Here is a 14,984-nt window from a genome sequence, read left to right as displayed (position 1 = left end):
TGTTGGGTCGCATCTGATCACTCCCACAAATCGGTCGACAGGTATTTGAGCCCGCTGTCACACATCACAATCGCAACGCAGCCGCCCTTTTCCGGGCCGCGCAGCAGTTGAATCGCGCCCGCAAGGTTTGCGCCCGCCGAGTAGCCCGCGAATATGCCTTCGGTTCGGGCCAGTAACCGCGCGCCGTCTCGTGCTGCGTCGCCTGATACGGACAGATGCCCAGCCAAGGAGGTTCCGTTCAGGTGAACCAGATCATCCATCGCGTATCCGCCGCCTTGGATCGGGTGATCAGGGTTGGTGATGGCTTCGCCAGCGATGGCCCGCGCGCCTTCGGGTTCCACGGCGTAGCAGCGCACGCCATGGGGCGTCAGATAGGCGGCGGCCCCGGCCAGAGTACCGCCAGAGCCCGCAAAATCGCAAAAGGCCGTGACGGTGCCGCCGGATTGCTCCCAGATTTCGGGTCCAGTGCCGGTTGCGTGGGATTTGGGATTGCCGGAATGGCCGAATTGATCGGCCCGGAAGGCGTTGCGCTCGGCCGTGATGCGTTGCGCGGCCTCGTCCACCAGCGCCAGATCCGCGCCCGAAACCTCGCCGGGTTTACTTCCCTCGGCTTGCGGTACGATCACGACTTCGGCCCCCAAGGCGCGCATCATCCGCGCGCGCTCGACCGAGTTTCCGGCGCTCATCACCGCTACAAAATGATGCCCCAGAATGCCGCAGACAATCGCCAACCCGGTGCCCATATTGCCCGAGGTCAGCTCAACGACCGTCTGCCCCGGTGAAAGGGTGCCATCCGCGCGGGCCAGTTCGATGATCGACCTCGCGGCGCGGTCCTTTTTCGAGAACCCCGGCAACAGATAATCCAGCTTGGCCAGAATGCGGCCCTCTAGACCTAGGTGCTGACAAACCCGCGACAGGTCAACAAGCGGGGTATTCCCAATCGCGTCGATTACTGAGGGCAGGATCACGAAATCACTCCCAGTTCCTTGCCGACCTTGCCAAAGGCGGCCAAGGCGCGGTCCAACTCGTCGCGGGTCAGCGCTGCGTTCATTTGTGTCCTGATCCGCGCCTGTCCGCGCGGGACGACCGGGAAGAAAAAGCCCGAGACATAGACGCCCTCGTCGAACAGCCTGTTGGCCATGTCCTGCGCCAGTGTCGCCTCGCCCAGCATCACCGGGATGATCGGGTGTTCACCGGGCAGCAGGTCAAAACCCAGTTTTTCCAGACCGGCCCGCCAGTAATTGGCGTTTTCGAACAACCGGGCGCGCAGGTCCGCACCTTCTTCGACAAGGTGAATGGCCTCAAGCCCGGCAGCGACAATCGATGGCGGCAGCGAGTTCGAGAACAGATAGGGCCGCGCCCGCTGCCGCAGCAGGTCGATCACTGGTTGGCGAGCAGCGATATAACCGCCGATTGCCCCCCCAAGTGCCTTGCCCAGAGTGCCCGTCAGAATATCCACCTCGACACCGAAATGATCCGGCGTACCCGCCCCGTTTGGCCCCATGAACCCGGTCGAGTGGCAGTCATCCACCATGACAATGGCGTCGTACTCCTTGGCCAGCCGTGTGATTTCGGGCAGGTTCGCCAGATAGCCGTCCATGGAAAACACGCCGTCTGTCGCGATCATGACATGGCGCGCGCCTTCATTGCGGGCGTGTTTCAGCGTCTCTTCCAGCTCTTTCATGTCATTGTTGGCATAGCGATAGCGTTTCGCCTTGCACAGCCGCACGCCATCAATGATCGAGGCATGGTTCAAGCTGTCCGAGACAATCGCGTCCTCGGGGCCCAACAGCGGTTCGAACAGCCCGCCATTGGCGTCAAAACAGGCAGCAAACAGGATTGCGTCATCCTTGTTCAGGAAATGCGCCAGCTTCTGCTCCAGCTCACGGTGGATATCCTGCGTGCCACAGATGAACCGAACCGAGGCCATGCCAAAGCCTTTGGGTTCCATCGCGCCTTTGGCCGCGGCAATCAGGGCCGGGTGATCGGCCAGACCCAGATAGTTGTTGGCGCACAGGTTGATGACCTGCTTGTCGGCCACAGTGATCTCGCCGCCCTGAGGCGAGGTGATCATGCGTTCGCGTTTATACAGACCCTCGGATTCGATCTGCGAAAGCGTGTCCGTGATGTGTGATAGGAATGCATTTGCCATCTGGGCCTCCATAGCTCCCTGATGTCTAGCATAACGGATATGCCTCCGAAATAGAAGAATTGCAGTATTACGGAAAATTTTCTTACATTACGGATTGAGCGGAGCTTTAAGTGATAACGTTTTGCTGAACTCAATGTGATCCACTTTTTTCCACGCGGCGTATTCATTTGCATATCAACTGGGAGGGAAACGATATGATTAAGATTTCAACAGCCGCAGCGCTGGCTCTGATGTTCGGTGCAACAGCAGCTTTCGCGGGGCCTGGCAAAGGCAATACCGGTGGTGGTAACAGTGGGCTTGCTCAGTCGATGGCCGGGGCTGTTTCAGGTGGCGCGGCCACGCTCGGTCGAGACTTTGGAAGCAAAGGCAAAGGAACCGCTTCGGCGGTGAGCGGCGGCGGAAATGGCGGCTGGGGCAATGTTGGAAGCAGCCTCAGCAGCATTACCGGTACAGACGGTCAGGTTTCCAACCGTGGAGGAACCCGCGGCGCAAACGACCTACCCGACGGGGAATAACTTTTAAATTCGGACCGGCCGCCTTTTCAGGCGGCCGGTCGGTCCTATAGACCTGTTTTTACAATTAGAAAAACGCGTGCCGTTCCATTATGGGCAATGATCGAGTGCGCAACATCCGCTGCATAACGCCCTGTGTCGCCTTGATGCAGAACCTCAGTTGCAGTGCCGGATTCAATCTCGACCGATCCCATCAAAACAGTCAAATGTTCACGAGAGCCTTTTGCATGCGGTTGGCTGATCAGTTTTCCGTCTGGCTCGAACCAGATATCGTACACTTCGTGCCCACCGGCATCTTCTGGCGGGGAAAGGATTCCGATCCGACAGCCATACCCCATATTGTCGATATTGGGCACATCGGACTGTTTCAGTACTTCGATTGTTTCACCCTGAACCTCTTCATCCAGAAGCCCTGCAAAGTCTACGTTCAGCGCACGTGTCAGGTTCCACAATGTCGCAATGGTGGGGCTGCTTTCGCCGCGTTCGATCTGGCTGACCATGGATCGGGAAACGCCGCTCAGATTAGCCACGGCTTCCAGAGACAGGCCCTTGGCGCGGCGCGCCTCTTTCAGGCGGGCGGGCAGGCGTGTCAGGATATCGTCTGTGTTTTCCGTCATGGCGGAATCTGATGCGCTTTTCGCGATGGGTTGTCAATTCTGCTTGTGACGGGACGTCCCATGGGACAGCCTGACGGCACAGATGCATAGTGCCGCCAAATCCAATTGGGAGAAGAGACATGAAAGATATCGTCATTCTGGATGGGGCCCGCACGGCTGTTGGGACATTTGGCGGGGCGCTGGCCTCGACTGCACCGATTGACCTGGCGACCGTTGTGACCGAAGCCGCGATGGAGAAGTCGGGTGTTGAGGGCGGCCAGATCGGCAATGTCGTGTTCGGCCATGTGATCAACACCGAGCCGCGCGACATGTACCTGTCGCGTGCGGCTGCGAAACAGGCGGGTATCCCAGTTGAAACCCCCGCGATGAACGTGAACCGTCTGTGTGGTTCGGGCGCGCAGGCGATTGTGTCGGCGGTGCAGTCGCTGATGCTGGGCGATGCGGAATTTGCCGTGGCCGGTGGGGCCGAGAGCATGTCGCGCAGCCCTTATATCGTGCCACAGGCGCGCTGGGGCGCGAAGATGGGCGATGTGACATCGTTGGACATGATGCTGGGCGCGCTGAACTGCCCGTTCGGCACCGGTCACATGGGTGTGACGGCCGAGAATGTCGCCGATGAGCATCAGGTCACGCGTGAGCAGATGGATGCGTTCGCCCTGACCAGCCAGACCCGCGCAGCTGCGGCCATTGAGGCCGGATATTTTGACAGTCAGATCACGCCGGTTCAGGTCAAGGTCAGGCGTGACATGGTGGACTTTATGGTCGATGAGCACCCCAAGGCGACCTCGATCGAAGCACTGGCCGGTCTGCGCCCGGCGTTCAAGAAAGATGGTCGGGTGACAGCAGGCAATGCGTCAGGCATCAATGACGGGGCGGCGGCGATGGTTCTGGCCACGGCTGACGCGGCCGAGAAGGCCGGGTTGAAGCCGAAAGCGCGTATTCTGGGCTATGGTCATGCGGGCGTGCGCCCCGAGGTGATGGGCATTGGTCCGGTGCCTGCGGTGCAGAACCTGCTGGCCCGCACCGGCCTGTCGGTTGAAGATTTCGACGTGATTGAAAGCAACGAGGCCTTTGCGTCGCAAGCTTTGGCAGTCAATCAGGAGCTTGGGCTGGACGCGGCGAAGGTGAACCCGAATGGGGGCGCGATTGCGCTGGGCCACCCGGTGGGGGCGACCGGGGCGATCATCACGCTGAAAGCGCTGTACGAGCTGGAGCGGATTGGGGGATCCAAGGCGTTGATCACCATGTGCATTGGCGGTGGTCAGGGGATCGCGATTGCCTTTGAGCGTCTCTGAGTTGAGACGTTGATGGGGGGCCGTCTGCCCCCCATCGCGCCTTTGGGCGCGATTCCCCCCGAGGATATTTTTGGACAGATGAAGAGGCGGACCCGCGTTAGCTGAGTGCCGTTACGATCAGGACAAGCGCCGCACCTGCTGCGGCGCCGATGGAGGCGGGAATTGCGGCGGACCAGATGCGGGACGCTTTGGCGTCTTCTTTCTGGGTTTGTGCGATCAGCGCGTTTTCGACCAAAGCGGGCAGGCGCGGGCCGAACCGGGCCAGAACCATCGCCGTTTTTCCGAAATCGCGCAGCGCCGCACGGGGGCCGATGGATTTCTTGATGTAATCCTCGACCACGGGGCGGGCGACTTCCCAGATGTTCATATGCGGGTCCAGCGACCGCGCGACGCCCTCGACCACAACCATAGTGCGTTGCAGCAGGATCAGCTCAGTCCGGGTTTCCATGCCGAAGCGTTCGGTAACTTCGAACAGATAGTTCAACAGTCGGCCCATCGAGATATGGGTGGCGTCCATGCCGAAGATCGGCTCGCCGACCGCGCGCAGGGCGCGGGCGAATTCGTCGACGTCCCGGTCGGCGGGGACATAGCCGGCCTCGAAATGGACTTCGGCCACGCGTTTATAGTCGCGGCGGATGAAGCCAAAAAGGATCTCGGCATAGACCCGGCGGGTGTATTCGTCGATATGGCCCATGATGCCGTAATCATAGGCGATGATATCGCCATTGGCGGCGACCTTGAGGTTGCCCTGATGCATATCGGCGTGGAAATAGCCGTCGCGCAGGGCGTGCAGCAGGAACAGGCGCAGCACGCGTTCGGCCAGATCGCGGCGGTTGTGGCCTGCGGCATCCAGCGCGTCGTTATCCCCGAGCGGGATACCATCGGCCCAGCTGAGCGTCATCACCCGGCGCGCAGATAGGGACCAGACCACCGGCGGCAGCCAAAATCCTGAGTCATCCTTGGTGTTGGCGGCGTATTCCGAAGCGGCGGCGCTTTCCAGCCGCAGGTCCAACTCGCCCCGCACGACGCCGTCGAAGTGCTCGATCACCTCCATCGGGCGCAGGCGGCGTGCGCCCGGGGCGCAGAGCTGCACGATGCGGGCGGCGAAATAGAAGGCGTCCACATCCTTGCGGAAGGCACGCTCGATTCCGGGGCGCAGGACTTTGACGGCCACGTCCTCACCGGTGCTGGTCAGCTTGGCCTTGTGGACCTGCGCGATTGAGGCGGCGGCAATCGGGTCGCTGAATTCGTCGAAAATCTCGGATACGGGTTGGCCCAGTTCTTTTTCGACCTCGGCCATGGCTTCGGCCTTGGAAAAAGGCGGCAGCTTGTCTTGCAGAACCCGCAGCTGTTCTGCAAGCTCGTTACCGACCACGTCGGGGCGGGTCGAAAGCACCTGACCGAATTTGATATAGGCCGGACCCAGCGCCGTCAGGGCGCGGGTGGCGGGCGGCATGTCGGGATCGCCCTTGTAGCCCAACCATTGAAACGGCTTGCCTAGGGCATGTGCTACAAACCGCAGCGCGCGCGGAGCCTCAAACGCGTCCAGAACCACGTTCATGGCGCCCGTGCGCTCTAGCGTGGCACCTGTGCGGATCAGGCGAATGATGTTGTGAGGACCGCGCATTCAGATTTTCCAGCCGGAATGCAGCGCGGCGATACCCATGCTGAGGTTGCGGTATTTGGCGTTTTCGAACCCGGCGGTACGGACCATGTTCAGGAACGTCTCCTGATCGGGGAATTTGCGGATCGATTCCACCAGATACTGATAGCTGTCGTAATCATTGGCGATCAGTTTGCCCATGCGCGGGATGACGTTGAAACTGTAAAGGTCATAGAGCTTTTGCAGCCCGTCATTCGGCAATTGGCTGAACTCCAGCACCATCAAGCGGCCGCCGGGCTTCAGCACGCGGTAGGCTTCGTTCAACGCCTCTTGTGGGCGGGTCACATTCCGGATGCCGAACGAGATCGTGTAGACGTCGAACGTATTGTCCTCGAAGGGCAGGGACATGGCGTCACCCACCACCCAGTTCAGGCTGTCCGACATCTGGTCAGCCTCGGCGCGCTGACGGCCTTCGACCAGCATCGGCTCGGTCAGGTCGAGCACGGTGGCGTGGCCGTGACCCGCGCGTTTGAGAAAGCGGAACGAGATGTCTCCGGTGCCGCCTGCCACATCCAGCAGCCGCTGACCGGGGCGGGGGGCCAGCCAATCCATCATCGCGTCTTTCCAGACCCGGTGGATGCCCATCGACATGACATCGTTCATCACGTCATATTTCGAGGCGACCGAATTGAACACGCCCTGCACGCGGCCCGCTTTTTCCGCCTCGGGCACGGTTTCGAACCCAAAATGTGTGGTTTTGTCGTTGGAGTCGGACATGTAAGACGCCTTTGTCTGTGTTGCTCATCCTTATAGGCCGCGCGGCGGGGAAGACAATCGCGCGAAAAGGTAGCAGGTGCACGGAACCGTCCGGCGTGCCACATATTTTCCTTAGTCGCGGTGTAAGATGCAGATAGTTTTAGAAGAAGTTAGATTCAAATGTCGAATTATTCGAGTTTAGTAGCCGTATCAGGCGTGGTCCTGTCATTTGCCTTTATTATCTGGCGCGTTCGTGCCGTTTTTCAAACTTTCATGCGATTCCATCGGGCGAAAGGGTTCGGTGACAAGATGGATGCCGCAGCACGTCATTTCCCCAAGGATATATTGGAAGAATCAATGCTGCGCGCCGGCAGCGAAAGACCTGCACAACATTCTCTGACCCGTATGACATTTCGCACGACGCCGGGCGTTATCGTTGTTACGATTTTGGTGTTGGCCGTTTTGTTCTTTATCGGGTTCATCAGGCCCGAGCTGGCTCCGAACGAGATCTTCATCCCCGTCAAGGATGCTGAAACTGCGGTGCTGATCAAGCTGGGACTTGTTGGGTTGGTGATCTACACATTGATCTATCATCTGGCCAATTCGACTTCGATCGATGGGGCCGAGCTGACGACCATGAGTCCGCTGTTTCAGCGTCGGACCTATGATCTGAATAAGCTCTGCCAGATCAGATTGAGGCGCAATGGGAACTACGTGCTGCGTTTTTCAGATGGGAAGACAGCGCGTATTCTGAAATATGTTACCGGACATGATGAAATGGTGCAGGCGCTGGAACAAGCGCTGGCAGCAAATCAGGAGAGCACATGCCGGAACTTCCCGAAGTCGAAACGGTCCGCCGTGGGCTGAGCCCCGCGATGGAAGGCGTGGTGATCGAACGGGCGGACGTGAACCGCCCGGACCTGCGCTGGCCTTTTCCGGATCGAATGGCCGAACGTTTGACAGGCCAGCGCGTGGACAGGTTGCGGCGGCGTTCAAAGTACATTCTGGCTGATCTTGGCAGTGGCGAAACCCTGTTGATCCATCTTGGGATGTCCGGGCGTATGACAGTTTCCGGAGACCCGCTTGGACAATTTGTTCACGAGCATCCCATGCCGGAAAAGCACGATCATGTTGTATTTCACATGGCCAATGGCGCACGAGTGACATTTAATGACCCGCGCCGGTTCGGTGCGATGGATCTGCTGCCCACTGCAACGGCCGAGGACCACAAGTTGCTGTCGGTTCTGGGGCCGGAACCCTTGGGCAACGACTTCCACGAACAGCACTTGGTTGATGCGTTCAAAGGCAAGAACACGCCGGTCAAATCAGCGCTTCTGGATCAGGGAATCGTTGCCGGATTAGGGAATATCTACGTGTGCGAGGCGCTTTATCGCGCCGGTGTGTCGCCACGTCGCAAAGCCGGGCAGATTTCGGCGCACCGAATTGCGGCCCTTGTTCCGATCATCCGGCAGGTTCTGCAAGACGCCATCCGGGCCGGGGGGTCATCCTTGCGCGATTTCCGCCAAGCCGATGGAGAACTTGGATATTTTCAGCACAGCTTTGACGTTTATGGCCGCGAAGGCGAACCCTGCCGCACCGAAGGTTGCGGTGCCGCCATAAAAAGAATCACTCAGTCCGGTCGCTCATCCTTCTATTGCGCGCAATGCCAAAGATAACTTGATCCAGCTTTTGCGCGTGATAATGAATCGTATCTGAACGGAACAACCGGAAGCTTACACCTCATGGCTTTTGAGACGATCATCGTCGAAATTGAAGACCACGTCGCGCTTGTGAAACTCAACAGGCCGGACGCAATGAATGCGCTGAACAGCCAGTTGATTGCTGAATTGTGCGAAGCGCTGGAAGACGCCGACAAGAATGACAAGGTGCGCTGCATCGTCATTACGGGCTCGGACAAGGCTTTTGCTGCTGGCGCGGACATCAAGGAAATGTCCGAGATGAGTTTTGTGGACGTCTACACCACGAACCTTTTCGCGGATATCAACGACCGGGTCAGTGACATCCGCAAGCCTGTAATCGCGGCTGTTGCGGGCTATGCGCTGGGTGGCGGTTGCGAATTGGCGATGATCTGCGATTTCATCATCGCGGCAGATACCGCAAAGTTCGGGCAGCCGGAAATCAATCTTGGCGTTATTGCGGGCCTTGGCGGAAGCCAGCGCCTGACGCGCTTTGTCGGCAAGTCCAAGTCGATGGATATGAACCTAACCGGCCGCTTCATGGACGCAGAAGAGGCAGAGCGTGCCGGGCTTGTCAGCCGCGTCGTACCTGCCAAAAAGCTGTTGGAAGAGGCAATGGCCGCAGCCCAAAAGATCGCCGAGAAATCGCAGCTGAGCGCGATTGCCGCGAAAGAGGCGGTGAACCGCAGCTACGAAGTGTCGCTAAGCGAAGGGTTGTTGTTCGAACGCCGTGTCTTTCACTCGATGTTCGCCACAGAAGACCAGAAAGAGGGTATGGCAGCCTTTCTGGAAAAGCGCGCGGCGCAGTTCCGCGACAAATAAGCAATCAAGGTGGGGAAAGGCGGGCGTATGCCCGCCTGTTTCAAACCTGCTGTGCCCGGCCAAGAATCTGCTTGGCAAACCCCTGCAACTTGGATAGTACACGCCGCTATACATGCGCGTGCGGCCCGCTTGGCCCGACTCACACTCGTGATTTCTGATCCGGTGCGGATAATTCCGTGGCGCGCAACCCTAGATAACCGTACCGAACAAAGGTCAGAGACACATGGCTAACTCGCCCCAGGCAAAGAAACGCGCACGTCAGAACGAAAAGCGTTTTGCAATCAACAAAGCACGTCGTTCGCGCATCCGCACTTATCTGCGCAAAGTCGAAGAAGCGATCGCATCCGGCGACAAAGACGCTGCAACCGCAGCTCTGCGCGCTGCCCAGCCCGAACTGATGCGCGGCGTCACCAAAGGCGTTTTCCACAAAAACACCGCATCGCGTAAAATGTCGCGTCTGTCGGCGCGCGTCAAAGCGCTGGGCTGAGTCGCGCTTTGATACTTGGTGACCCTAGGTCACGTAAGAAAGACTGAACTATTTAAGGGGCGTCGCGTAGTGCGGCGCCCTTTCTGCTGTTGCCAGAATACCGCGTCCTCACGAAACCGAGAGATTCTTTCGTGCTCAGACCCGAGTCAATATCAGAGTTTCGTTGAAGCGACTGCCGACCTCTTGTTACCACTAACTCAGCGATTCACTCGCTTGGGGGGACAGGCTGTTTCCTTGGTCAGACTGACGGGCATCAGGATGATCAGGAGGCGAATGTTGGTAACTCGGGGACAACCGATTTGCTGATCTGCTGTGGGACCTGGCACGACCAGGAGTCCAGCCCTGTCGAAAATTGAGATTGCGTTGCGCAACCTGAAAAAGGGGTGCCCTGCTGTGGGGCATCTGATTCTCGGGTTATGCACGCCGTCAAGGACGAAAGCGCCGAATCTATTTGATTCGGTGGGTGGGATCCCTTTGTCCGAGTGAACGCGCATACCGGGGGACCGGACATAGAAATAAGGCCGACAGGCCAATAAAGAATGGGATGCGTGAGGCGCTGAATGACACAAGAGAAATGGGGACTACTGCAAAACAAACTGCTCAAGGCGATCGGAAAGAACAATTACACCACATGGATTGAACCTCTGCAGTTCCAAGAGGTCCAGGACGGTGTCGCTGTGTTCTCGGTGCCGACCAATTTCATGGGCAATTATGTGAGCCAGAATTTTGCAGATCTCATCCTGTATGAGATGAACACTGCGGGAGAAACCGTCCAGCGACTGGCCTTTCGGGTTGCCGCCAATTCGACCGCACGGCCCGCGAATGTTGCTGAAACTAATTCGGTAGAGATCGCACAAACATTGGAACCTCGAATGTCCATGGGATCAAGCGAGGCACTGGAATCACTGCAAGCGGCGCCTTTGGATGCCCGATTCACCTTTGACAGCTTCGTGGTCGGCAAACCCAACGAGTTGGCGCATGCAGCGGCGCGCCGTGTGTCCGAAGGTGGTCCGGTGACGTTCAACCCTCTGGTCCTCTATGGCGGTGTCGGTCTGGGTAAGACGCACCTGATGCACGCCATCGCATGGGAGTTGAAAACCAAACGCCCCGAGTTGAATGTTCTGTACCTGTCGGCGGAACAGTTCATGTACCGGTTCGTACAGGCGCTGCGTGAACGTCGAATGATGGATTTCAAACACCTGTTCCGTTCGGTCGATGTGCTGATGGTCGATGACGTACAGTTCATCGCGGGCAAGGATTCCACGCAGGAAGAGTTCTTTCACACCTTCAATGCGTTGGTGGATCAGAACAAACAGATCATTATCTCTGCCGACCGCGCTCCGGGTGAGATCAAGGATCTGGAAGACCGCGTGAAGTCGCGTCTGCAATGTGGTCTGGTCGTTGACCTGCACCCCACCGACTATGAGCTGCGTCTGGGCATTCTGCAGAACAAGGTTCAGCATTACAGCACCACCTATCCCGATCTGCAGATCGCTGATGGCGTGCTAGAGTTTCTGGCCCACCGTATCTCGACCAATGTGCGGGTGTTGGAAGGCGCGCTAACTCGTCTGTTTGCCTTTGCCTCGCTCGTAGGGCGTGAGATCGACATGGAGCTGACGCAGGATTGCCTGGCCGACGTACTGCGCGCGTCCGAGCGCAAGATCACCGTCGAGGAAATTCAGCGTAAGGTTTCGGATTACTACAATATCCGTCTGAGCGATATTATTGGCCCCAAGCGCCTGCGGTCCTATGCCCGCCCGCGTCAGGTCGCGATGTATCTGTGTAAACAGCTGACCAGCCGGTCCCTGCCTGAGATTGGTCGTCGCTTTGGCGGGCGTGACCACACCACCGTTATGCATGGTGTGAAGCGCATCGAAGAGCTGAAAACCACCGACGGCCAGATCGCCGAAGACGTGGAAATGCTGCGCCGGTCGCTCGAAGCGTAGGTTGCATCTGCATGAACACCAAAACGCCCCGGTTCCTCACGCCCGGGGCGTTTTCTTGTGCGAAAATCTCCACGGTCGGCCATGAACTGTGCCCACGTGGCCACGCGGCCCTTGACGCCTTGGGCAATCCGACTCAGAAATCCATAAAAAATCCTTGTGCCTCAGGGTGGAACCGCTAACGTGCCAGTCCCGCCCATTTCGGCACGCAAGTCAGAGGAATTGAGGGTATGAAGATCAGCATCGAACGCGGCACCCTTCTCAAGGCCGTTTCTCAGGCCCAATCCGTTGTGGAACGGCGCAACACCATTCCTATCCTTGCCAACGTGCTGATCGAGGCCGAAGGCGATCAGGCCATGTTCCGCGCCACCGATCTGGATATCGAGGTGGTCGATAAGGCCCCCGCACAGGTCGAACGGGCCGGTGCGACCACCGTGGCCGCTACCACTTTGCATGAAATCGTGCGCAAGCTGCCCGATGGGGCTTTGGTGACGCTGACTGCCGACAGCGCCGCAGGACGTCTGACGGTCGAGGCCGGGCGGTCGAACTTCTCGCTGGCGACGCTGCCGAAAGAGGATTTTCCGGTGATGGCGTCCTCGGAATATCAATCGAACTTTACCGCCTCGGCGGCGCTTCTGCGGCGGCTGTTCGACAAGTCGAAATTCGCGATCTCGACCGAAGAGACGCGCTATTATCTCAACGGCGTCTATATGCATGTGGCCGATGGGTCCGAGGGCGGCAAGGTGCTGCGCTGCGTGGCCACTGATGGGCACCGTCTGGCGCGCATCGACGCGGACCTGCCCGATGGGGCGGCGGATATGCCCGGCGTGATCGTGCCGCGCAAGACCGTGGGCGAGCTGCGCAAGCTGCTGGACGATGACGAGATGGACATCGCCGTGTCGGTCAGCGAGACCAAAGTGCGCTTTGCCACGCCCGATATCACGCTTACCTCCAAGGTGATCGACGGCACGTTCCCCGACTACACCCGCGTTATTCCGCAGGGCAACACCCGTCAGTTGGAAGTGGATGCCGCTGAATTCGCACAGGCCGTGGACCGGGTGGCAACTGTTTCGTCCGAACGCTCGCGCGCGGTGAAGTTGCAGTTGGATGCGGATAAACTGGTTCTGTCGGTCAATGCGCCCGATAGCGGAGCGGCTGAGGAAGAACTGGCCGTGGCTTATGGCGATGAGCGGCTGGAGATCGGGTTCAACGCGAAATACCTGCTGGAGATCGCATCTCAGGTCGACCGTGAGAATGCGGTGTTCCTGTTCAACTCGGCCGGTGATCCGACCCTGATGCGCGAGGGCAATGATCAAAGCGCGGTATATGTGGTTATGCCGATGCGCGTCTGATCGCGCTGGCGCGCGATGCCTCCGGCGGAGGTATTTTTGAACAGAAGAAGGGAGGGGTCATGGGATTGGCCCTGACCGAGCTTACGGTCTCGCATTTTCGGTCTCATAAGCTGGCGCATTTGTCTCTGGATGGGCGGCCAGTTGCGATTCACGGACCGAACGGGGCTGGGAAGACCAATATTCTGGAAGCGGTGTCGCTGTTTTCGCCCGGTCGCGGTATGCGGCGGGCGAGTGCCGCTGAGATGACGCGACGACCCGAGGCGCTGGGGTGGAAGCTGTCAGGTCTGCTAAACGCGCAGGGGCAGAACTACGAGATCGAGACATGGTCCGAAGGCGGCGCCGCGCGGCAGGTTCGGATTGATGGTAAGGCGGCCAGTCAGATTGATCTGGGCAAGCTGGCGCGGGTGGTCTGGTTGATCCCGTCGATGGACCGGCTGTGGATCGAAGGGGCCGAGGGGCGGCGGCGGTTTCTGGACCGTATCGCGCTGAGTTTTGATCCCTCTCATGCCGAGGCCTCGCTGACCTATGAAAAATCCATGCGCGAACGCAACCGCCTGCTGAAAGAGCAGGTGCGCGATGCCCATTGGTATGCCGCGTTGGAAGGGCAGATGGCCGAGACCGGGCATCGCATCCATGCAGCGCGTCTGGCGGCTTTGGAGCATTTGCGTGCGGCGCAGGAGCAGGCCGAAACCGCGTTTCCATCCGCTGATCTGGAACTGGTACAGTCCGAAGGCGCGATGCCCGACACAGTCGAGGACCTGCGCGAGGCGTTGAATGAAAGCCGGTTTCGCGATCTGGCGGCGGGCCGGACCTTGGTGGGACCGCATCGGTCTGACCTGTACGGCGTGTTCGCGGCCAAGGGTGTTCCGGCCAAGGATTGCTCGACCGGAGAGCAAAAGGCCCTGCTGGTCTCGCTGATCCTGTCGAATGCGCGAGCGTTGGCGGGGATGGTGGGCGCTCCGCCGATCGTGCTGCTGGATGAGGTGGCCGCCCATCTGGATGCCGGGCGGCGGGCCGCGCTCTATGATGAGATCTGCGCGCTGGGCGCTCAGGCCTGGATGACGGGCACCGGGCCTGAGCTGTTTTCCGAATTAGGGGACCGGGCCCAGACGCTGGTCGTTACCGACAGCGGTGAGGGCTCGGTCGTCGCTTAGGCGGGCTCGCCGACTTTGCGTTCCCACAAGAAGCCGCGCATCACCTCGTCAACGGGCGTGTGTGCCATGTGGTTGACGTAGTTCGACATGGTTTTCTGAGCCAGACCCAGCACCACATCCAGAACCGCGCGATGTGAGTAGCCGGCGTCAAAGAAGGCTTGCAGCTGTTCCTCAGTCGGGTTGCCACGGCTTTCCATCACTTGCAGGGTGAAGGTGCGCAGCGCCTCCAGCTTGGCCGAGGGCAGCGGGGTTTCATTGCGCAGCGCCTCGGTGATCTCGTCCGAGACCTTCATCATCTTGGCGATGCCGGTGTGGGCGGGCACGCAGTAGTGGCACTCGTTTTCAACGTTGATGGTCTGCCAGACGACGGTCTTTTCGTCATTGTCGAAATCCGTCTGCATGAACAGGCCGTGCAGAACCTGGTAGCCTTCCAGATGCTGCGGGCTTTCGGCCATCACCTTGTGCAGGCCGGGCAGGCGACCAAAAGCGGCTTGTGACTTTTCCAGCAGCGGTTTGGACCCTTCGGGGGCGGATTCGAGGTCATGAGAGGGGAAGTTTGCCATGTCAAAGCTCCTGTTTCTGGCGACGTGAATC

15 protein-coding genes are annotated in these 14,984 nt (G+C 59.1%); 9 read left to right on the top strand and 6 right to left on the bottom strand.

Annotated elements, in window-relative coordinates; translation table 11 throughout:
• Window positions 1-17: 17 nt before the first annotated feature.
• On the bottom strand, window positions 18-968 hold the full coding sequence (locus J7380_RS09620; protein ID WP_209195532.1) for a cysteine synthase family protein: 951 nt from the start codon (window positions 966-968) through the stop codon (window positions 18-20).
• Window positions 965-2,152, bottom strand: a complete 1,188-nt coding sequence (locus tag J7380_RS09615; protein ID WP_209195531.1) for a glycine C-acetyltransferase — start codon at window positions 2,150-2,152, stop codon at window positions 965-967. The genes J7380_RS09620 and J7380_RS09615 overlap by 4 nt, the downstream gene beginning before the upstream one ends.
• Before the next feature lie 194 nt (window positions 2,153-2,346).
• Here J7380_RS09615 and J7380_RS09610 point away from each other — a divergent pair, with 194 nt between their 5' ends.
• Complete coding sequence (locus tag J7380_RS09610; RefSeq protein WP_209195530.1) at window positions 2,347-2,667, top strand: hypothetical protein; 321 nt, start codon at window positions 2,347-2,349, stop codon at window positions 2,665-2,667.
• Window positions 2,668-2,711: 44 nt separating this feature from the next.
• On the opposite strand, the gene J7380_RS09605 is transcribed toward J7380_RS09610, so the two are convergent.
• Window positions 2,712-3,281, bottom strand: coding sequence for a helix-turn-helix transcriptional regulator (locus J7380_RS09605; RefSeq protein WP_209195529.1), 570 nt, complete (start codon window positions 3,279-3,281; stop codon window positions 2,712-2,714).
• Window positions 3,282-3,400: 119 nt separating this feature from the next.
• Between J7380_RS09605 and J7380_RS09600 the strand changes: the two genes are divergently transcribed.
• The gene (locus J7380_RS09600; protein ID WP_209195528.1) at window positions 3,401-4,576 is read left to right on the top strand and encodes an acetyl-CoA C-acyltransferase family protein; all 1,176 of its coding nucleotides are present in this window, start codon (window positions 3,401-3,403) and stop codon (window positions 4,574-4,576) included.
• A gap of 97 nt (window positions 4,577-4,673) precedes the next feature.
• Here the strand turns inward: J7380_RS09600 and ubiB are convergent, their stop codons facing one another.
• The gene (gene ubiB / locus J7380_RS09595; protein WP_209195527.1) at window positions 4,674-6,203 is read right to left on the bottom strand and encodes a 2-polyprenylphenol 6-hydroxylase; all 1,530 of its coding nucleotides are present in this window, start codon (window positions 6,201-6,203) and stop codon (window positions 4,674-4,676) included.
• Window positions 6,204-6,956: a bifunctional demethylmenaquinone methyltransferase/2-methoxy-6-polyprenyl-1,4-benzoquinol methylase UbiE gene (ubiE, locus tag J7380_RS09590; protein ID WP_209195526.1), complete on the bottom strand. Its 753-nt coding sequence runs from the start codon at window positions 6,954-6,956 to the stop codon at window positions 6,204-6,206.
• A gap of 336 nt (window positions 6,957-7,292) precedes the next feature.
• Here ubiE and J7380_RS09585 point away from each other — a divergent pair, with 336 nt between their 5' ends.
• From J7380_RS09585 to recF, 7 genes are all read left to right on the top strand, one after another.
• Window positions 7,293-7,802, top strand: coding sequence for a hypothetical protein (locus tag J7380_RS09585; protein WP_209195525.1), 510 nt, complete (start codon window positions 7,293-7,295; stop codon window positions 7,800-7,802).
• The gene (gene mutM, locus J7380_RS09580; RefSeq protein WP_209195524.1) at window positions 7,760-8,611 is read left to right on the top strand and encodes a bifunctional DNA-formamidopyrimidine glycosylase/DNA-(apurinic or apyrimidinic site) lyase; all 852 of its coding nucleotides are present in this window, start codon (window positions 7,760-7,762) and stop codon (window positions 8,609-8,611) included. The genes J7380_RS09585 and mutM overlap by 43 nt, the downstream gene beginning before the upstream one ends.
• A gap of 66 nt (window positions 8,612-8,677) precedes the next feature.
• Window positions 8,678-9,454 carry an enoyl-CoA hydratase gene (locus J7380_RS09575; protein ID WP_170353745.1) on the top strand — a complete coding sequence of 259 codons (777 nt, stop codon included), beginning with the start codon at window positions 8,678-8,680 and terminating at the stop codon, window positions 9,452-9,454.
• Window positions 9,455-9,677: 223 nt separating this feature from the next.
• A complete protein-coding gene (rpsT, locus tag J7380_RS09570) occupies window positions 9,678-9,941 on the top strand; it encodes a 30S ribosomal protein S20 (RefSeq protein ID WP_170351928.1) in 264 nt (87 codons plus the stop codon).
• A 560-nt stretch (window positions 9,942-10,501) separates the two neighbouring features.
• Window positions 10,502-11,887: a chromosomal replication initiator protein DnaA gene (gene dnaA / locus J7380_RS09565; protein ID WP_209195523.1), complete on the top strand. Its 1,386-nt coding sequence runs from the start codon at window positions 10,502-10,504 to the stop codon at window positions 11,885-11,887.
• Window positions 11,888-12,114: 227 nt separating this feature from the next.
• Window positions 12,115-13,236, top strand: coding sequence for a DNA polymerase III subunit beta (dnaN, locus tag J7380_RS09560; RefSeq protein WP_170353742.1), 1,122 nt, complete (start codon window positions 12,115-12,117; stop codon window positions 13,234-13,236).
• 59 nt (window positions 13,237-13,295) lie between these two features.
• Window positions 13,296-14,390, top strand: a complete 1,095-nt coding sequence (recF, locus tag J7380_RS09555) for a DNA replication/repair protein RecF (RefSeq protein WP_209195522.1) — start codon at window positions 13,296-13,298, stop codon at window positions 14,388-14,390.
• Here recF and J7380_RS09550 read toward each other — a convergent pair.
• Window positions 14,387-14,953 (bottom strand): carboxymuconolactone decarboxylase family protein, encoded by a 567-nt coding sequence (locus J7380_RS09550; RefSeq protein ID WP_209195521.1) that lies wholly within the window; start codon window positions 14,951-14,953, stop codon window positions 14,387-14,389. The two genes, recF and J7380_RS09550, sit on opposite strands and share 4 nt — an antisense overlap.
• Window positions 14,954-14,984: the final 31 nt, after the last annotated feature.

The organism is Ruegeria sp. R8_1 (assembly GCF_017743815.1).
Taxonomy (GTDB): Bacteria; Pseudomonadota; Alphaproteobacteria; order Rhodobacterales; family Rhodobacteraceae; genus Ruegeria; species Ruegeria lacuscaerulensis_A.
The sequence above is the reverse complement of the archived record's forward strand: the minus strand, read 5'-3'. Positions and strand labels throughout refer to the sequence as shown.